Annotated in this window: 18 protein-coding genes; 8 read left to right on the top strand and 10 right to left on the bottom strand. The window is 68.6% G+C overall.

From position 1 onward, the window contains the following. Positions 1-77 precede the first annotated feature (77 nt). Positions 78-338 carry a hypothetical protein gene (locus ACESMY_RS08875; protein WP_372784205.1) on the top strand — a complete coding sequence of 87 codons (261 nt, stop codon included), beginning with the start codon at positions 78-80 and terminating at the stop codon, positions 336-338. Here ACESMY_RS08875 and sigJ read toward each other — a convergent pair. From sigJ to ACESMY_RS08845, 6 genes are all read right to left on the bottom strand, one after another. After that, on the bottom strand, positions 335-1216 hold the full coding sequence (gene sigJ / locus ACESMY_RS08870) for an RNA polymerase sigma factor SigJ (RefSeq protein WP_372784204.1): 882 nt from the start codon (positions 1214-1216) through the stop codon (positions 335-337). The genes ACESMY_RS08875 and sigJ overlap by 4 nt on opposite strands. 10 nt (positions 1217-1226) lie before the next feature. Beyond that, positions 1227-1778: a hypothetical protein gene (locus ACESMY_RS08865; RefSeq protein WP_372784203.1), complete on the bottom strand. Its 552-nt coding sequence runs from the start codon at positions 1776-1778 to the stop codon at positions 1227-1229. Position 1779: 1 nt separating this feature from the next. Next, positions 1780-2166, bottom strand: a complete 387-nt coding sequence (locus ACESMY_RS08860; protein ID WP_372784202.1) for a hypothetical protein — start codon at positions 2164-2166, stop codon at positions 1780-1782. A 97-nt stretch (positions 2167-2263) separates the two neighbouring features. Next, positions 2264-2959 carry an HAD family hydrolase gene (locus ACESMY_RS08855; protein ID WP_372784201.1) on the bottom strand — a complete coding sequence of 232 codons (696 nt, stop codon included), beginning with the start codon at positions 2957-2959 and terminating at the stop codon, positions 2264-2266. Positions 2960-2991: 32 nt separating this feature from the next. Beyond that, positions 2992-3237 (bottom strand): DUF1272 domain-containing protein, encoded by a 246-nt coding sequence (locus ACESMY_RS08850; RefSeq protein ID WP_372784200.1) that lies wholly within the window; start codon positions 3235-3237, stop codon positions 2992-2994. A 62-nt stretch (positions 3238-3299) separates the two neighbouring features. Then, the gene (locus tag ACESMY_RS08845) at positions 3300-3740 is read right to left on the bottom strand and encodes a DUF1330 domain-containing protein (RefSeq protein WP_372784199.1); all 441 of its coding nucleotides are present in this window, start codon (positions 3738-3740) and stop codon (positions 3300-3302) included. A 102-nt stretch (positions 3741-3842) separates the two neighbouring features. On the opposite strand from ACESMY_RS08845, the gene carA reads away from it, so the two are divergent. Continuing rightward, the gene (gene carA / locus ACESMY_RS08840; RefSeq protein ID WP_372784198.1) at positions 3843-5024 is read left to right on the top strand and encodes a glutamine-hydrolyzing carbamoyl-phosphate synthase small subunit; all 1182 of its coding nucleotides are present in this window, start codon (positions 3843-3845) and stop codon (positions 5022-5024) included. Positions 5025-5047: 23 nt separating this feature from the next. On the opposite strand, the gene ACESMY_RS08835 is transcribed toward carA, so the two are convergent. From ACESMY_RS08835 to ACESMY_RS08825, 3 genes are all read right to left on the bottom strand, one after another. Beyond that, on the bottom strand, positions 5048-5773 hold the full coding sequence (locus ACESMY_RS08835; RefSeq protein WP_372784197.1) for an anti-sigma factor domain-containing protein: 726 nt from the start codon (positions 5771-5773) through the stop codon (positions 5048-5050). Beyond that, positions 5770-6321 (bottom strand): sigma-70 family RNA polymerase sigma factor, encoded by a 552-nt coding sequence (locus ACESMY_RS08830; RefSeq protein WP_372784196.1) that lies wholly within the window; start codon positions 6319-6321, stop codon positions 5770-5772. The genes ACESMY_RS08835 and ACESMY_RS08830 overlap by 4 nt, the downstream gene beginning before the upstream one ends. Before the next feature lie 72 nt (positions 6322-6393). Next, entirely contained in the window at positions 6394-6618 is a 225-nt protein-coding gene (locus tag ACESMY_RS08825) for a hypothetical protein (protein WP_372784195.1), read from the bottom strand. Positions 6619-6902: 284 nt separating this feature from the next. Between ACESMY_RS08825 and ACESMY_RS08820 the strand changes: the two genes are divergently transcribed. The 3 genes from ACESMY_RS08820 (at position 6903) to carB (ending at position 12412) form a co-directional block, all read left to right on the top strand. Next, the gene (locus tag ACESMY_RS08820) at positions 6903-7109 is read left to right on the top strand and encodes a cold-shock protein (RefSeq protein ID WP_299540401.1); all 207 of its coding nucleotides are present in this window, start codon (positions 6903-6905) and stop codon (positions 7107-7109) included. 176 nt (positions 7110-7285) lie between these two features. Then, entirely contained in the window at positions 7286-9007 is a 1722-nt protein-coding gene (locus tag ACESMY_RS08815) for a phospholipase D-like domain-containing protein (RefSeq protein ID WP_372784194.1), read from the top strand. 114 nt (positions 9008-9121) lie between these two features. Beyond that, positions 9122-12412 (top strand): carbamoyl-phosphate synthase large subunit, encoded by a 3291-nt coding sequence (gene carB, locus ACESMY_RS08810; protein WP_372784193.1) that lies wholly within the window; start codon positions 9122-9124, stop codon positions 12410-12412. A 6-nt stretch (positions 12413-12418) separates the two neighbouring features. Here the strand turns inward: carB and ACESMY_RS08805 are convergent, their stop codons facing one another. Next, positions 12419-13465 (bottom strand): hypothetical protein, encoded by a 1047-nt coding sequence (locus ACESMY_RS08805; protein ID WP_372784192.1) that lies wholly within the window; start codon positions 13463-13465, stop codon positions 12419-12421. Positions 13466-13690: 225 nt separating this feature from the next. Between ACESMY_RS08805 and mddA the strand changes: the two genes are divergently transcribed. Genes mddA through ACESMY_RS08790 form a run of 3 tightly spaced genes read left to right on the top strand, consistent with a single transcriptional unit; the run spans position 13691 to position 17244 of the window. Then, on the top strand, positions 13691-14458 hold the full coding sequence (mddA, locus tag ACESMY_RS08800) for a methanethiol S-methyltransferase (protein WP_372784191.1): 768 nt from the start codon (positions 13691-13693) through the stop codon (positions 14456-14458). 54 nt (positions 14459-14512) lie between these two features. Then, positions 14513-15124 (top strand): TetR/AcrR family transcriptional regulator, encoded by a 612-nt coding sequence (locus tag ACESMY_RS08795; protein ID WP_372784190.1) that lies wholly within the window; start codon positions 14513-14515, stop codon positions 15122-15124. 11 nt (positions 15125-15135) lie between these two features. After that, positions 15136-17244, top strand: coding sequence for an alpha/beta fold hydrolase (locus ACESMY_RS08790; RefSeq protein ID WP_372784189.1), 2109 nt, complete (start codon positions 15136-15138; stop codon positions 17242-17244). The last annotated feature ends 244 nt before the right edge of the window (positions 17245-17488 follow it).

The following is a 17488-nucleotide window of genomic DNA, read 5'->3' as shown; positions in this document are numbered from 1 at the left end:
CAGAGCATTTGACGCAGGACCACTCAGGGTCGATGGTTACCGCCTGTCGCGTGTGATTTGGGGGATGGCGTTTGGTGATGTGGCTCCGCCTGGCGGGCGCTTTGCTGGTGACGCTCGCCGCCATCGGCGCGCTGGAATATTTCGGCGTCAGCCGGATCCTCGGCGCGCGTTCGCCTGACGACGCCCCCGCCGCCCACGGCCGGCTCGGGGAATTCTTCTGGCTGATGATGTTCTTCGTGGTGATGGGCACGTCGCTGCTGGCCGCCGCCCGGCGCTGGGCGGGGCATCTGCGGCGCGCGGCGAGCTCAAAGCCGCAGCCGCGCCGACGGGACGCCTAGCGCGAGCCGACGCCCGTTGCGCCCACGTGGGCGAGCTTTTCCGGGTTCCGGACCATGTAGACGGCGGCGATCAGGCCGTCCTGGCCGGGCTGGAAGGCCACGGTCGCCGGGCCGTCCGCCAGGGTGAGCACGAAGCCCGGATAGCCGTTGATCCGCGCCCCGCCGACCTGCAGCATCTCCGGCGCATGCTGGCGCCAGGCGATCCGCTGCAAGAGGTCGACGATGTCCTCGCGGCCGACCAGGACCCGCAGGGCCGCCGCGCGCTTGCCGCCGCCGTCGGTGACCATGATCGCGTCTTCGGCCAAGAGCGCGGAGAGCCCGGCCATGTCGCCCTGCGTCGAGGCGGCCATGAAGGCGTTGGCCAGGCGCAGGGCCTCTTCCTGGGAAACCGAAAAGCGTGGCCTCGCCTCGCGGACGTGCTCACGGGCGCGGCTGGCGAGCTGGCGGACGGCTGGCTCGGTGCGGCCCAGGGTCTCGGCGACCGTCCCATAGTCCTCGTCGAAGACGTCGTGCAGCAGGAAGACCGCGCGCTCCAGGGGCGACAGCCGCTCGAGCGCGAGCAGGAAGGCGACGGAAACGTCCTCGGCGCGTTCGACCGGATCCTCCGTCAGGGGCTCGATCAGCGGCTCGGGCAGCCACGGCCCGCGATAGGCCTCGCGCTGGGCCTTGGCGGCGCGCAGGCGGTCGATGGCCAGGCGCGTGGTGGTCCGCACCAGCCAGGCGGCGGGGTCCTCGACCCCCTCGCCCGCCCGGCTCCACCGGATCCAGGCGTCCTGCACGGCGTCCTCGGCCTCCGCGACCGAGCCCAGCATGCGGTAGGCCAGGCGGATGAGCCTGGGCCTCTGGGCCTCGAAGGCCTCGGTGAGGCTTGCGTCCATGGCCGTGAGCCTACGCCGCCATCGCCAGGGGCGCGACCGGCGCCGCAACGCCCGCGACGGTGACCCGCGAGCAGGCCTTGCCGTAGCCCAGGGCGTATTTCAGGGTCGGGTACATCCGCGCCGTGGTCAGGGCCATGCCGAGCGCCACGAGGCCCCTGTCGCCCCAGCGGCGGACGATCTCGTCGCGCAGCGGGTCGCAGGCGTCCATGTCGCGGGCGAGGCTCGCACGGGCGAACCGCCAGGCCAGCGCCGCGCTCTCGCCCATGGCGGTCTCGTCGCCGGCCAGGATGGCGCGCAGGATTTCCGGCTTCACGCCGCCGGCGGCGGCCATGTCGACCCCGATCTGGGTGCAGGGTCCGCAGTCCTCGGCGAGCGTGCCCACGATGCCGGCGGCGGCCAGGGCCTCGGCGGGCGCGGCCTTTCGATCAACGAGGCCGGTGACGAAGCCGAACTTCAGGAAGGCCGCCGGGCTCGCGGCCAGCACGCGGCGCATGTAGCTGGCGTCATAGCCCCAGAGGCGTTCCAGCTTGTCGATCTGGCGGGACAGCAGGGTTTTCAGCATCTCAGGCGCTCCTTTCGGGCGGGCGGCGAAGGGCGATGGCGAAGGTCAGGATCGCGGGCAGGTAGACCCCGGCAAAATCGCGGGCGACGTCGGCCAAGGGCTTCGTGCCGCAGACCGCGTCGAAGACGTGGATCGCGACATGCAGTGTGAGGAACGCGGCGGCGGCGACCAGGGCGGGCCAACCCTCCCGCGGCCGGGCGGCGAACCAGCCGAGGCCACCGGCAGTCACCAGGTAGGCCGCGCCGATGTCGCGGACGAAGTGCGGGTTGAACGGCCCGGTGGCGGTGACGCCGGGAACGATCCCGTACCACCAGGGGCCGGCGAACAGCATGGCCAGGCCATTGGCGCCGAGGATGACAACGAGGACAGCGGCGACGATCCGGGCCATGCGACGGCCTCCCAAGGGGTTCGGAAGCCAGGACGAGGCGGCGGAGCGGTTTGTGACATCGAATCTTGCCTTCCCCCGTGAACGGGGACGGCAAGACCTAGCCCAGGCCCCTCACCCATGCCGGCAGCTCGCCGATCGAGGCCAGTTCGGCGAACCGCTCGCGGCCCACCGGCGTTTCGGCCATCTCGTGGGCCCAGGTCAGGGGATAGGGGATGTGCGCGGCCCAGGCGCCGGCGTCGAGAGCGGGGATCACGTCCGAGCGCAGGGAGTTGCCGCACATGGCGGCCCGGTCCGCGCCGGCGCCGTGGCGGGCGAAGACCCGCTCGTAGGTGGTCGCGTCCTTCTCGCTGACGATCTCGACTGCGGCGAAGAGTTCGCCCAGGCCACTGGCCGCCAGCTTCTGCTCCTGGTGCAGGAGGTCGCCCTTGGTGATCAGGACCAGGCGGTAGGTCTGGCTGAGGTCGGCCAGGGCATGATCGACGCCCGGCAAGGTTTCAACCGGATGGGCCAGCATCTCGCGGCCGGCGGCCAGGATGTCGGCGATCATCCGCCCGGGCGGCTCGCCGCCGGTGAGCTCCATAGCGGTCTCGATCAGCGACAGGGTGAAGCCCTTCACGCCGTAGCCGTAGAGGCGGAGATTACGCTTCTCGACCGCCGCCAGCCGCTCATCCAGCGCTTCGGGCGCGGCGACGTCGGCCATCAGGGCGCGGAAGCGATCCTGGGTGAGCCGGAAGATGGTTTCGTTGTGCCAAAGCGTGTCGTCGGCGTCGAGGCCGACCGTGGTGATGCGCATGGCGGCCTCTTAGGCCAGCCGCGCGCGGGCGGCTAGGCGGCGCAGGCCTCGTGCTGGCCTATCACCCGCTCGGCGGAGGCCGGATGCCGGGCGAGCATGGCCGCGGGACGGATCGGGCGGACTGTGAAGTCGCCGCCGCAGTTGGGGCAGGCGCCGCCCAACCGGGTCTCCACGCAATCGGCGCAGAAGGTGCATTCGTAGGTGCAGATGCGCGCGTCGGGGCTGTCGGGGGCGAGGTCGCGGTCGCAGCATTCGCAATTGGGCTTGAGGATCAGCATGGGCCGATCATGCGCCGGCCCGCCCGGCGAGGAAATGACAGCTTTCCCTCAATTCCAGCCAGCTAGTCGCCGAGCTTGTCTCCCGGACCCAGGGGCGCGAGCCGCAGCAGCCGGGAATCGGCCACCGCCGCCGTGCGATGCGGCACGACATTGGCGCGATAGTCCGGGTCGCGGACCATGTCGATGAACGCCTGGGAACCCGGATATTCGACGATGAAGGCCAAGTCCCAGGTTTCGGACCCGGGCCCGGTGACCATCACCTGCGGCGCGCCGGCCCAGACCTGGCGGCTGTTCAGCCGCGCCAGGTGCGGGGCGATCGTGCGGCCATACTCACGGTAGGCCTCGCGGCCGGAGATGTCCTTGCCGTGGCTGGGATGGTCCGGTGGGTATTCCGCGCGGTCGCGCAGCCGGATCAGGTTCAGCATGTGGATCGGCTGGTCGCGCGGAAGAGCCTTGAAGACCTCCCAGGCCTGCCGATCGGGGTCGATATAGGCCTCGCTCATCAGGGGCGCCCTCCGCGTGCTTGCCGTGCGATATGCGCACATTGACCGGCCGCGCGGGACTCACTACCTACGCGGCCGTTTGCCCAAAAGGAGTCCTTCGTCATGAGCCGCGATCTGCTGCCCGGATGCACCGGCGTGCTGGCGCTCGCGGACGGGACCGTGCTGCAGGGCTTCGGCGTCGGCGCGGTCGGCGCGGCGGTGGGCGAGGTCTGCTTCAACACCGCCATGACCGGCTACCAGGAGATCCTGACGGACCCCTCGTACATGGCCCAGATCGTGGCCTTCACCTTCCCCCACGTCGGCAACACCGGCACGACCGCCGAGGACCTGGAGCAGATGTCGGGTTCGGCGGAGACGGCCGCCCGGGGCGCGATCTTCCGCGACCTGCCGACGGCCCCGGCCAACTGGCGCGCCGACTCGGACCTTGCGACCTGGATGACCCGGCGCGGCGTCGTGGGCCTGGCCGGGGTCGACACCCGCGCGCTCACGCGCTCGATCCGCGAACACGGCATGCCGCATGCGGTGATCGCCCACGCGCCGGATGGCAAGTTCGACCTCGACGCCCTGGTCGCCCAGGCCAAGGCCTGGAGCGGCCTCGAAGGCCTGGACCTCGCCAAGGACGCCTCCTGCCTGCAGCCCTTCGTCTATGACGAGGGCCTGTGGTCCTGGCCCGATGGCTACGCCGAGCCCGCTCTTCTCAAGAACGGCAGGCCGAAATACGAGGTGGTGGTCGTCGACTACGGCGTGAAGCGCAACATCCTGCGCGCGCTGACCAGCGTCGGGGCGCGGGCGACCGTGGTCCCGGCCTCGACCAGCGCCGAGGACATCCTGGCGCGCAAGCCCGACGGCGTGCTGCTGTCCAACGGTCCGGGCGACCCGGCCGCGACCGGCGAATACGCCGTTCCCGAGATCAGGAAGCTGATCGACAGCGGTACGCCGGTGTTCGGCATCTGCCTTGGCCACCAGATGCTGTCGCTGGCGATGGGGGCCAGGACCGTGAAGATGGACCAGGGCCACCACGGCGCGAACCACCCGGTGAAGGACCTGACCACCGGCAAGGTCGAGATCGTCTCCATGAACCACGGCTTCACGGTGGACCGCGCGAGCCTGCCCGAGCCGGTGGTGGAGACCCACGTCTCGCTGTTCGACGGCACCAACGCGGGCCTGGCGCTCAAGGGCCGGCCGGTGTTCTCCGTCCAGCACCACCCGGAAGCCTCGCCGGGCCCGACCGACAGCCTCTATCTGTTCGAGCGGTTCGCGGGCCTGATGGACGCGGCGAAGTAGCCTCTCGTCCGAGATCCCGACGGCTAGATCTGCGCGAGCTTGCCGACCGCGGCGATGGGGCCGCTGGGCGTGTCGACCTTCGGCGAGCCGCCGGGGGGTTCGACGGAGACGGCGATCTGCGATCCCGCGGCCAGGGACGGCAGCAGGTTGGCCGGCATCGGCATGGCCTTGGTCTTGCCGGGCTCGATGAAGCCCAGCGGCCGCGGCTTGCCGTCGGCCGGGATCACCCAGAGCTCATGGACGTGCACCGGATCCGTCCCCGGCTGCACCAGGGAGGTGACGATCAGCGCCTTGCGGACCGGATCGTAAGCCGCGACGAACAGCGGCACAGGCGTAGTCCCGGACGGGCTGACCAGGCTGGCGTTCAGGAGCTGGCCCGGCGCGGGCGGCTGGACAACCACCGGGGGCTGGCTGGCCAGGAACACCGCCGTGGCGATGCTGGCCGCCGCGAGCAAGGAAGCCCCCGCCGTGGCGCCGCGCCAGAAGCGCAGGGCGCGCTGGGCGACCGCGTTGTCGTTGGCGCTCAGCATCCGCTCGATCCGGGCCCAGAGGCCCTCCGGCGCGGCGATCGACGGCGCGGCGTCGAGCAGAGGCGTGAGGCGAGCGCGCCACGCCTCGACCAGGTCGGCGAACCCGGGATCGGAGGCCATGCGGGCCTCGGCCAGCCGCCGCTCGCCGGCGGTCAGCACGCCCAGGGCATGCTCGGCCGCCAAGGCTTCGGTTTCGCTGAGGTCGGGCGCTTCGCTCATCGCTCGAGGCATCCCTTGAGGCGCGCGAGGCCGCGGCGGACCCAGCTCTTGACCGTGCCGAGCGGCGTATCCATCCGGCGCGCCAGCGCCTCATAGGTGACACCCTCGAAGAACGCGGTGCGGATCACCTTCTCGGTGCGGTCGTCGAGTTCCGACAGGCAGTTGCGTAGCCGCCCCTCCTCGCCGGCGGCGGCCAGCAGGGCCTCCGCGCCGAGTGCGCTGTCAGGAATCTGCAGATCCTCGATCTGGTCCGCGTAGGCCAAGGGCCCGCGCGCCCGCAGCCGGTCGATCGCGCGGTTGCGGGCGATCGTCGAAACCCAGGTCATGACGCTCGCGCGAGACGCGTCGAAGCGGTCGGCCCGGCGCCAGATGGTGACATAGACCTCTTGCAAGACGTCCTCGGATTCCTCTCGGTCGGAGAGGATACGCAGGCAGACGCCGAAAAGCTTCGACGAGGTCGCCTCGTAGAGATGTCGCAGGGCCGCGCGCTCGCCCGCGGCGACGCGGGTCATCAGGGCGGCGAGGTCTTCTGGCGTGGCGACGGCCAAGATTGCGGGCTCAGGTCTCGCGAGGCGTTGACGGGGAGGCTGCCCGTTCAGTTGCGCTGCGGCAAGGCCGGGCTAGGCGGCGACCTTCTTCGGCTTGCGCGCCGCGGCGCGCTTGGCCTGGGCGGCCGCCAGGCGCTCGGTCTTGCGCTCGGTGGCGGCGGCCTCCAGCGCGGGCAGCAATTCGGCGGCGGCGGCCTGCTGGCGCTCATCGCCCGTTTCGTGAAGCCGACGCGCGTTGGTCAGCAGATTGACCACTTCGGCGTCGGTCATCGTCGGGATCTTTTCGATGAGGCTCATGGGACACCCCTCCACAATTGGCCGTCGCGATAAGCGCGGTCTCACCTCTAGTTATATGGCCAAGCCGCCAATTGGTTTCGAGTTTTCTGCAATTTTTTCGCCTGTCTTGCCTCCCGTTTGGAAATCCTCCACGGTATCGGCCATCGAATTCGTCACGGTTCGGCCGACTTTCCCCGCCCGATCAATTGGGCGCCGGACCTGCCTCCCGACCGCTTTCGAACTCCGATCGTCGGCGCAAATGCTTGGGCCGGTCGGCAATAACCTATCGAAGGACTAGAACTTACATGGCTACCGGCACCGTAAAATGGTTCAATGGCGCCAAGGGCTTCGGCTTCATCCAGCCCGATGAAGGCGGTCCTGACGTGTTCGTGCACATCTCCGCGGTCGAGCGTGCGGGCCTGCGTTCCCTGAACGAGGGCCAGAAGATCACCTATGAGCTCGAGAAGGATCCGCGCAGCGGCAAGTCCGCGGCCGGCCAGCTCCAGGCCTAAGGGTCAAGAATCGCGGGGTTCAACCCCGCCAAGCCACAGGATGGGCCGGTGTCCGCACCGGCCCATTTTGTTTGCGCCGATATCAGCTCCATCCCGCGAACCGTCGTTCCGCGACTTGCAGCCGTGGATGAGGTGTGCGCCCATTTGCTCGCTAGAGGTGCAATGGAGGCGGGCGCATGGCGGCGACGGACTTCCAGGTCACGGGCAAGGTGGCGAAGGCCCCCTTCACGCTGAAGCTCCACCGCGGCGAGGGCATGTGCCTGCTGGCCATGAACTGGCGCGACGGGCCGCAGCCGCCGGCCGACTTCGTGGGCTTCGCCATCGAATATTGCGAGCCGGGCGACAACCGCTACTGGCCGGTTTCCAACCGGCTGGCCTTCCCGGGCCTCGACGGCAAGCTCAACCCCAACACGCTTTCGTCCAAGCTCTCGCCGATCCAGAAATTCCGCTGGGTGCACTTCCCGCTGAACGCCGAGAAGGCGGGCGCCTTCACCTACCGCGTGACGCCGGTGTTCATGAACCCGGCCGGCGTGCTCAGCTACGGCGTCGCCCAGCACGCCCAGATCGTGCTGGCGCGCGAGACCGTGGCGGGCGAGTTGAATGTGGCCTTCACCCGCGGCCTCATCTCATCCCAGGCCTTCGTCGACCGCTACGCCAAGACCAACGCCGAGATGGCGACCCTGCTGCCGGCCACGGCGGCGGCCGGACTGACCTTCGTTCCCACCCATCCCAAGGCCCAGGAGGCCTATGACTGGATGGGCTTCGAGGCCCGGCGCTCGGTCATCGCCCTGCTGGACGCCGCCGTCGCCGATCCGACGGCGCAGGTGCGGGCCGTGGCCTACGACCTGAACGAGCCCGAAATCGTCGACCGCCTCGTCAGCCTCGGGCCCCGGCTGATGGCGATCGTCGACAACAGCGGCGACCACGGCAAGGCCGGCTCGGCGGAAAACGCCGCCGCCGAGCGGCTTGCCGCCTCGGCCGGCGCGGCCAACGTCAAGCGCCAGCACATGGGCTCGCTGCAGCACAACAAGTTCATCGTGGTCGGTGGGACGGTGAACCAGGCGATCTGCGGCTCGACCAACTTCAGCTGGCGCGGCTTCTTCGTGCAGGCCAACAACGCCGTGACCCTGACCGGGGCCACGGCGGTCGCCGCCTTCCAGGACGCCTTCACGGCCTATTTCGCCAGCGACGCTGTGAACGCCTTCGGGGCCACGGCCTCGGCCAAATGGCGCAACCTTGGGCTGGCGGGCGTTACGGCCAAGGTCGCCTTCTCGCCGCATGCGGCCAGCAACGCACTGCTGCAGACCGTCGCCGACGACATCTCGCAGAACACCACCTCGTCGCTGCTCTATTCGCTGGCCTTCCTCTACCAGACCAAGGGTGCGATCCGCGACGCGATCGAGGCGATCACCGGCCGCAACGACCGGTTCGTCTACGGCATGTCCGAGCACAAGGTGAGCGGCCTCGACGTCCAGAAGCCGGACGGCAATGTGGCGGCGGTCTATCCCTCGGCGCTGACCAAGAACCTGCCGCCGCCGTTCAAGCCGGAGCCCACCGGCGGCAAGGGCATCCGCCTGCACCACAAGTTCATCGTCATCGATTTCGACAAGCCGACCGCGAGGGTCTACCTGGGCTCGTACAATTTCTCCAAGGTGGCCGACCTTTCGAACGGCGAGAACCTGCTGATGATCGCCGACCGGCGGGTGGTCACCGCCTACGCCGTCGAGGCCCTGGGGCTCTTCGACCACTACCATTTCCGGGTCGTGCAGGCGCAGGCCAAGGGCAAGGCCCAGCCGCTCACTCTGAAGCTCCCGCCCAGGGCGCCCGGCGAGCTGCCCTGGTTCGCGGACGACTACGCGGTCCCCTACAAAATCCGCGATCGCGAGCTCTTCTCCTAGAGCGTGGCGACGCGGGGTTGCGCCCCACCGACTCCGTCTCTAAACGGGCGCCTTAACCTGCAGATTTGGCCGGGCGGCGCGTGAAAGCGTGCGAGCCCCTGCGCGCGAGACCGAATGCCCAAGCGGACCGACATCTCCTCGATCCTGATTATCGGCGCGGGGCCGATCGTGATCGGTCAGGCCTGCGAGTTCGACTATTCCGGCGTGCAGGCCTGCAAGGCGCTCCGGGCCGAGGGCTATCGGATCGTGCTGGTGAACTCCAACCCGGCGACGATCATGACCGACCCGGACGTCGCCGACGCCACCTACATCGAGCCGATCACGCCCGAGATGGTCGAGAAGATCATCGCCAAGGAACGGCCCGACGCCCTGCTTCCGACCATGGGCGGCCAGACGGCGCTGAATACCGCCCTCGCCCTCGACGCTTCAGGCGTCCTGAAGAAGTACGGCGTCGAGATGATCGGCGCCCGCGCCGAGGTGATCGACAAGGCTGAGGACCGCCAGAAATTCCGCAACGCCATGGACCACCTGGGCCTGGAGAGCCCGAAGTCCAAGGCGGCGCACACCCTGGATGAGGCGCTTGAGGGCCTGGAGTTCGTGGGCCTGCCGGCGATCGTGCGGCCCTCCTTCACCCTGGCCGGCACCGGCGGCGGCATCGCCTACAACGTCGAGGAGTTCCGCGAGATCGTCGAACGCGGCCTCGACCTGTCGCCGACCACCGAGGTGCTGATTGAGGAGAGCGTGCTCGGCTGGAAGGAGTACGAAATGGAGGTCGTCCGCGACAAGGCGGACAACTGCATCATTGTCTGCTCCATCGAGAACATCGACCCGATGGGCGTGCACACCGGCGACTCGATCACCGTCGCCCCGGCCCTGACCCTGACCGACAAGGAATATCAGCGTATGCGGGCGGCCTCGATCGCCGTCCTGCGCGAGATCGGGGTCGAGACCGGCGGCTCCAACGTGCAGTTCGCGGTCAATCCGGTCGACGGCCGGATGGTGGTGATCGAGATGAACCCGCGGGTCTCGCGGTCCTCGGCCCTGGCGTCCAAGGCCACAGGATTCCCGATCGCCAAGGTCGCCGCCCGCCTGGCCGTCGGCTACACCCTCGACGAGCTGATGAACGATATCACCGGCGCGACGCCCGCCTCGTTCGAGCCCTCCATCGACTATGTGGTCACCAAGATCCCGCGCTTCGCCTTCGAGAAATATCCGGGCTCGGAGCCCTATCTCACCACCTCCATGAAGTCGGTCGGCGAGGTGATGGCCATCGGCCGGACCTTCGCCGAGAGCCTGCAGAAGGCCCTGCGAGGCCTTGAGACCGGGCTCTGTGGCCTCGACGAGGTGGAGATCGAGAACGCCGCCGATCCGGAGATGGGCCACGCCGCGGTGCTGCGCGCGCTCGGCCAGCCGACGCCGGACCGCCTGCGGGTGATCGCCCAGGCCTTCCGGCACGGCCTCTCCGTCGAGGACATCCACGCGGCCTGTTCCTACGAGCCGTGGTTCCTGCGGCAGATCCAGACCCTGGTCGCCGAGGAGGCGCGGGTGCGCTTCGAGGGCCTGCCGAAGACCGCGCAGGGTTTCCGGGCGCTGAAGGCCCAGGGCTTCTCGGACGCCCGGCTTGCGGACCTTGTCGGGTCGACCGAGGCCCGGGTGCGCGAAGAGCGCCGCGCGCTGGGCGTGCGGCCGGTCTTCAAGCGCATCGACACCTGCGCCGGCGAGTTCCGCGCCGAGACGCCCTACATGTACTCGACCTACGAGAGCGGCGCGCTCGGCCAGGCGCCCGACTGCGAGAGCGATCCCTCCGACCGCAAGAAGGCGATCATCCTGGGCGGCGGGCCGAACCGGATCGGCCAGGGGATCGAGTTCGACTACTGCTGCTGCCACGCGGCCTTCGCCCTCGACGAGATCGGCGTGGAGTCGATCATGGTCAACTGCAACCCGGAGACGGTTTCGACGGACTACGACACCTCGGACCGCCTGTACTTCGAACCGCTGACGGCAGAAGACGTCCTCGAGCTGATCCACGTCGAGCAGTCCAACGGCACGCTGCTGGGCGTCATCGTCCAGTTCGGCGGCCAGACGCCGCTGAAGCTCGCCAAGCCCCTCGAAGACGCCGGCATCCCGATCCTCGGGACCACTCCGGACGCCATCGACCTCGCCGAAGACCGCGAGCGGTTCCAGCAGCTGCTGCACCGCCTGAAGATCGCCCAGCCGATCAACGCCATCGCCCGCAGCCGCGACGAGGCCTTCGCCGGCGCCCACCAGGTCGGTTACCCGGTGGTGATCCGGCCCTCCTATGTGCTGGGCGGCCGGGCCATGGAGATCGTCCGCGATGACGAGCAGCTGGAGCGCTACATCACCAATGCGGTGAAGGTGAGCGGCGACTCGCCCGTGCTCATCGACCAGTACCTTTCCCGCGCCACCGAGGTGGACGTGGACGCGCTCTGCGACGCCGACGGCGCGGTCTTCGTCGCCGGGGTCATGGAGCACATCGAGGAGGCCGGGGTGCACTCGGGCGATAGCGCCTGCTCGATGCCGCCCTTCTCGCTGAAGCCTGAGACCATCGCCGAGCTGAAGCGCCAGACCGAGGCCATGGCCCGGGCGCTGGAAGTGCGCGGGCTGATGAACGTGCAGTTCGCCATCGAGGAGCCGCACTCCGACGAGCCGCGGATCTTCGTCCTGGAAGTGAACCCCCGGGCGAGCCGCACCGTGCCGTTCGTCGCCAAGACCATCGGCCGGCCGGTTGCGGCGATCGCCGCCAAGCTGATGGCCGGCCGCAAGCTCTCCGAATTCGACCTGGTCGAGAAGCCCTACGACCACATCGCGGTGAAGGAGGCGGTCTTCCCCTTCGCGCGGTTCCCGGGCGTCGACACGGTGCTGGGCCCGGAGATGCGTTCCACCGGCGAGGTGATGGGCCTGGACTGGGTGCGGCCGGGCGAGACGCTCGCACCGGCCTTCGCTCGGGCCTTCGCCAAGAGCCAGCTCGGCGGCGGGACCGTGCTGCCCAAGTCCGGCGCGGTGTTCGTCTCGGTGAAGGACGCCGACAAGCCGTGGGTGCTGGAGCCGGTGAAGCTGCTGCTGGGCCTCGGCTTCAAGGTGCTGGCCACCGGCGGCACGGCGACCTACCTCGAAGCCCAGGGCCTGAAGGTCGAGCACGTGAAGAAGGTGCTGGAGGGCCGCCCGCACATCGTCGACGCCATGAAGAACGGCGAGGTGCAGTTGGTGTTCAACACCACCGAGGGCCGCCAGTCCCTGGCCGACAGTTTCGAGCTGCGCCGCACGGCCCTGATGATGAAGACGCCCTATTACACGACCGCCGCGGGGGCGCTCGCCGCCGCCCAGGCCATCGTGGCGACGGTGGAAGACACCCTCGAGGTCAGGCCGCTGCAGAGCTACGCCTGATCGCGATCATTTGATGATCGCCTCCCACCGCGCGTGATCCCTCGCCACGAGCGTGAGATCATCGTCTGGCCCGTCGGGGTTCGCGATATTGCGAAGACGAGCCTTGTAGGCCGGATCGATCGCAACCGCGCGCTGGGCTGCGTCAATCGCGTTGTCGAGCGCCGATTGCTCGTCCTGACCCAGCCCCTCGATGTCCTTTCGGCGTCTGCGTTTCCGCAACTCATTCAGCTTCTGGCCAAAGGCGGCGGCAAGGTAGAACCAGTAGTCCGCCCTGCGGGTCGCGACCGTGTTCGACAGAACCGCACCGGTGTTCAAGGCCTTTTCGTAGCCGCGCGGAGGCGGCTCGTAGAGCGCGGCGAACATCAGCTGCAAGGCGGCCTCCACCGATAGCGGGGGCGCCGAAGTCTCTCCCGTGACGCCCTTGCCGCTGAAGTTGGCGCGGACGGAGTCCGAACCGGTCGCGGTCAGCACATTCTCGAGATCGCCCTCTACCTTGTTGAAGACCTGGGTGAGCACAAGCCGGGTGTAGAGGTACATGAACAGGAAGCCCGCGACCGCGCCCATGACCAAGACAATCGGTCCGGCGGTCGCCAGAGCGTCCGCGTTGCAGGGCGTCTGATCTCCGCAGGCATGGGAAAAGCCACGCAGGAAATCCTGGAATTGGGCCAGCGCCTTGCCGATGTTCAGGAGCTGAGTCAGGGCCACCCCGACCAGCATCGTGGTCAGCCAGTCGGAGATCCGCTCCAGGTTGGCGTTGCTCTTCAGGTACCGCTTGCCAGTTCGCGGTTCCGCGCCGGCCGGAGCGGCGGCCGCCGCCGAGATGGCTTTCGCGGTCTGGGCGTCGTCGCTGAAGACCCTTGGAAGGCCGAAGATGAATCCGAGCGCGCTTCCGGCTCCAAATGCGGCGAGGCCAACGAGCAGACAAACCCCACCGACCGCTGGGTAGCCGCCCAATTGGATGATCGCCACGCCGGCGATCGCCAGCAGCAAGCCCACGCCGAGGAGGACCGCGAGATCGCGAAGTTCGCGCCCCGATAGCTTGTTGGTGTCCAAGACCGCCTCCCCCTGAGCGCCGCTCATGGTTGTGTTTTGTACAATCGAGTCAACAGGGCTGTGGAACTCAGGCCGCGCGCGGTCGCACCCCGGATCTGAGTGGGTCGGAAGAATTTCATAACTCTGTTATTGACTCGGTCGGTCGACCGAATTAATCACGCCGTCCACAGCGACTTGCCCGAGCGCGGGCCGCGCACAAACCACCCCGGAGAAGGAGGAACGGACATGGGCCGTTTGACAGTTTTCATATTTGGCGTCGCCAGCTACGTCGTGGCGCTCGCGGTCTTTGTCTACGCCATGGGCTTCCTGGGCGGGTTTCTGACACCGACCAGCCTCGATGGCGCGCCGCAGGGGTCGCTGGCCCAGGCGCTCGCCATCGACCTTGCGCTGCTGGTCGTCTTCTCCATCCAACACAGCGGCATGGCGCGCCCGGCGTTCAAGCGCTGGTGGACCCGGATCATCCCTGCCCCGGCCGAGCGCAGCGCCTATGTGCTGATCAGTTCGCTGGCGATGATCGCGCTGTTCGTCGCCTGGCGGCCGATCGGCGGGGTGGTCTGGGAGACCCAGGGCCTGGCGCGTGCGATCGTCATCGGCCTCTACGTCTTCGGCTGGGCGCTCTTGTTCCTCGCCACCTTCCTGATCAACCACTTCGACCTGTTCGGGCTGGCCCAGGTCTGGCGGCAGCTGCGGGGCCTGCCGACCGGCGCGCCACAGTTCCACGAGCCCGCGCTCTACAAGCTCGTGCGGCATCCGATCTATGTGGGCTGGCTGACCATCTTCTGGGCGGCGCCGACCATGACGGTGGCGCACCTGATCTTCGCGGTCGGAACCACCGTCTACATCCTGGTGGCGATCCAGCTGGAAGAGCGCGACTTGATCGACGAATTCGGCGGGACCTATAGGGACTACAAGCGGCGCACGCCGATGCTGATCCCCGGTCTGGGCGGCGGAAGGGCGCGCTTTAAGGTGGGCGAGATCCGGGCCGGCGAGTGATCCTCGCCGCATAGGTCCGTCGTTGTCGGATGCGTGAAAACAGGTGGGACTTCCATGACATCGGTGAGCCTGCGGAGTGTCGACAGGACGCGGATCGCGATCCTGGACGCCGCGAAATCCGTACTGCGCGAGCGGGGCTGCGCCGGCCTGTCGACGCGCGACGTCGCCTCGGCCGCGGACGTGCCGCTCAGCCAGATCCACTACCACTTCGGATCCAAGCAGGGCCTGATCATCGCCGTCTTCGAGCACCAGAACGCCCAGTTGCTCGATCGCCAGACGGCGCTCTACGCGGACCCGACCATGCCGATCTCCGCCCAGTGGGAACTGGCCTGCAATTACCTCGATGACGACCTGGCGTCGGGCTATGTGCGGGTGCTGATGGAGCTCTGGGCGGCGGGCTGGTCGGACCCCGGCATAGCCCGGGTGGTGAAGGACGGCGTCACCGGCTGGATCGACCTCCTCAGCACCGTTGCACGGCGGGCGGAAACCCAGTTCGGCTCGCTCGGGCCGTTCAGCGCCGACGACATCGCCGCCCTCGTGGGCGCGGCCTTCATCGGCGCCGAGGCGGCCCTGCTGCTCGAACTCGAGTCCGAAAAGATCCCGATCCGCCAGGCGTTGCGGCGCGTCGGCGCGGCGATCAAGATCCTTGAGAGCGGCCGCGGATAGCGGAGGCCCCCATGCGCGCAAAGCTGCCTCACACCGAAGGGTTCGTCGACCGCGACGGCGTCCGGATCCACTACGAGATCTACGGCGACGGCGAACACACCATGCTGTTCCTGCCCACCTGGCAGGTGGTGCATTCGCGCGTCTACAAGGCGCAGATCCCCTATTTCAGCGACCGTTTCCGGGTGATCGCCTACGACCCGCGCGGCAACGGCAGGTCGGACCGCCCGGCGACCCGGGAAAGCTACAATCTCGAGGCCCTGGTGGGGGACGCGCTGGCGGTGCTGGACGCGGCCGGCGTCGAGCGGGCCATCATCCTTGGCTACTCCACCAGCGTCTCGGTAGGTTCGGCGCTGGCCGCCTATCATCCGGACCGCGTCGAGGCCTTCATCGGATTCGGCGCGTTCACCCCGCAGATCGCGCCGTCCTTCAGCTATCAGCGCGTTCCCCCGCCGCACCCGGGCGAGCCCCATGAGGGCTGGCAGAAGCTCAACCCCGATTACTGGCGCGCGAGCGAGGCCAACTACGCGGACTTCTGCGCCTTCTTCATCGGCGAGATCTGCAACGAGAGCCATTCGAGCAAGCAGATCGAGGACTGCATCGCCTGGGCCGCCGAGGGCGACGGCGACATGCTGGGGATGTCGTTGGAATGGCGGCAGAAGAGCCGCTACCTCATCGACGAGGAGATGTTCCGGCGCATCGCCTGTCCGGTCCTGCTGGTCCATGGCGCCCGGGACGCCATCGCGCCGCTCGCCATGTCGGAGAAGATCGCGGAGCTGACCGGCGGCGACTTGCATGTGATGCCGCAGGCCGGCCACGGCCCGCACGGGCGCTTCCCCGCCGAGGTCAACACCCGGGTGCGCGACTTCCTGGCCGAGAAGCTCGGGACCTGGGAGCCGCGCCGGCGCGCGCGGCCCGGCGGCGCCAAGCGCGCGCTCTACCTGTCCTCGCCCATCGGCCTTGGACACGCCCGCCGCGACCTGGCGATCGCGCGGGAGCTGCGCCGCAGCCGCCCCGGCCTGCAGGTGGACTGGCTGGCGCAGGACCCGGTCACGCGATTCCTGGCCATCAACGAGGAGCGGGTGCACGGCGCGAGCGCGCTGCTGGCGAACGAATCCCAGCACATCGAAGAGGAGGCGGGCGAACACGACCTCAACGCCTTCCAGGCGCTGCGCAACATGGATGAGATCCTGATCCGCAACTTCATGGTCTTCCAGGAGGTGATCGAGAGCGAGACTTTCGACCTGGTGATCGCCGACGAGGCCTGGGACGTGGATCACTTCTGGCACGAGCACCCGAACTTCAAGAAGACGCAGATGGCCTGGCTCACCGACTTCGTGGGCTGGGCGCCGATGCCGGACGGCGGGGCCCGCGAAGCGATGCTGACGACGGACTACAACGCCGAGATGATCGGCCATGTCGAGGGCTGCCCGGCCTTGCGCGACCGCGCCATCTTCGTCGGCAACCCGCGGGACATCGCGCCGCTGAGCTTCGGCCGCGACCTGCCGGACATGCGCGACTGGACGCCGAAGCACTTCGAGTTCTCCGGCTATGTGATGGGCCAGCATCCGGAAACCTTCGGTCCGCGCGACGAGCTTCGCGAAAAGCTCGGCTACCGGTCGGGCGAGAAGGTCTGCATCGTCACGGTCGGCGGCTCCGGCGTGGGGCTGCCCCTGATCCGGCGCATCCTGGCGGCCTTCCCCATCGCGCGGCGACGCATGCCGGACCTGACGATGACGGTGGTGACGGGTCCGCGGATCGATCCGGCGGCGATCGCGGCCCAGCCTGGCCTGACGGTGAAGGCGTTCGTGCCCGACCTCGACCGGCATCTGGCGGCCTGCGACCTGGCCCTCGTCCAGGGCGGCCTGACGACCTGCATGGAGCTGACCGCCGCCGGGACGCCGTTCCTCTATTTCCCGCTGCAGAACCACTTCGAACAGAACATCCACGTGGCGCACCGGCTGGAGGGCTACGGCGCCGGGCGGCGGATGATCTATGGCGAGAGCGATCCGGACGACATCGCCGCGGCGATGGTCGCCGAACTGGCCTCGCCGCGGGGCCCCAGCCCCGTGGAGTCCGATGGCGCGGCGCGGGTCGCGGCCATGCTGGCGGAGCTGTTGTAGGGCCGACGACTATGCTGACCGAAGTATTGACGGCGGTGGCCAAAAGAACACGCTGTGAACATCTCCACGGCCTCAGATCACGCTTCTGATTGACCGAAGTTGTTTCGAGGCGCAGATTCCGAGGCATAGCCTAGCTGATGCAGGCACATGGGCGCGCTCCGGCGGCCCCAGATAGACCGGCCGGGACGACGCCACATGGCGTCTGCCGCAGTCTGGCGGGGGCAAAGAAACCCCCAGCAGATTG

Origin of the sequence: Phenylobacterium sp. (assembly GCF_041691455.1) — a bacterium.
GTDB lineage: Bacteria > Pseudomonadota > Alphaproteobacteria > Caulobacterales > Caulobacteraceae > Phenylobacterium.
Note: the sequence above shows the minus strand (reverse complement) of the source record. Positions and strands in the feature narration are given on the sequence as shown.

Excerpts from the sequence above, each read along its gene's own strand:
- ACESMY_RS08875 (WP_372784205.1), top strand. The coding sequence starts at position 78 with ATGTGGCTCCGCCTGGCGGGCGCTTTGCTGGTGACGCTCGCCGCCATC.
- sigJ (WP_372784204.1), bottom strand. The coding sequence starts at position 1,216 with ATGGACGCAAGCCTCACCGAGGCCTTCGAGGCCCAGAGGCCCAGGCTC.
- ACESMY_RS08865 (WP_372784203.1), bottom strand. The coding sequence starts at position 1,778 with ATGCTGAAAACCCTGCTGTCCCGCCAGATCGACAAGCTGGAACGCCTC.
- ACESMY_RS08860 (WP_372784202.1), bottom strand. The coding sequence starts at position 2,166 with ATGGCCCGGATCGTCGCCGCTGTCCTCGTTGTCATCCTCGGCGCCAAT.
- ACESMY_RS08855 (WP_372784201.1), bottom strand. The coding sequence starts at position 2,959 with ATGCGCATCACCACGGTCGGCCTCGACGCCGACGACACGCTTTGGCAC.
- ACESMY_RS08850 (WP_372784200.1), bottom strand. The coding sequence starts at position 3,237 with ATGCTGATCCTCAAGCCCAATTGCGAATGCTGCGACCGCGACCTCGCC.
- ACESMY_RS08845 (WP_372784199.1), bottom strand. The coding sequence starts at position 3,740 with ATGAGCGAGGCCTATATCGACCCCGATCGGCAGGCCTGGGAGGTCTTC.
- carA (WP_372784198.1), top strand. The coding sequence starts at position 3,843 with ATGAGCCGCGATCTGCTGCCCGGATGCACCGGCGTGCTGGCGCTCGCG.
- ACESMY_RS08835 (WP_372784197.1), bottom strand. The coding sequence starts at position 5,773 with ATGAGCGAAGCGCCCGACCTCAGCGAAACCGAAGCCTTGGCGGCCGAG.
- ACESMY_RS08825 (WP_372784195.1), bottom strand. The coding sequence starts at position 6,618 with ATGAGCCTCATCGAAAAGATCCCGACGATGACCGACGCCGAAGTGGTC.
- ACESMY_RS08820 (WP_299540401.1), top strand. The coding sequence starts at position 6,903 with ATGGCTACCGGCACCGTAAAATGGTTCAATGGCGCCAAGGGCTTCGGC.
- ACESMY_RS08815 (WP_372784194.1), top strand. The coding sequence starts at position 7,286 with ATGGCGGCGACGGACTTCCAGGTCACGGGCAAGGTGGCGAAGGCCCCC.
- carB (WP_372784193.1), top strand. The coding sequence starts at position 9,122 with ATGCCCAAGCGGACCGACATCTCCTCGATCCTGATTATCGGCGCGGGG.
- mddA (WP_372784191.1), top strand. The coding sequence starts at position 13,691 with ATGGGCCGTTTGACAGTTTTCATATTTGGCGTCGCCAGCTACGTCGTG.
- ACESMY_RS08795 (WP_372784190.1), top strand. The coding sequence starts at position 14,513 with ATGACATCGGTGAGCCTGCGGAGTGTCGACAGGACGCGGATCGCGATC.
- ACESMY_RS08790 (WP_372784189.1), top strand. The coding sequence starts at position 15,136 with ATGCGCGCAAAGCTGCCTCACACCGAAGGGTTCGTCGACCGCGACGGC.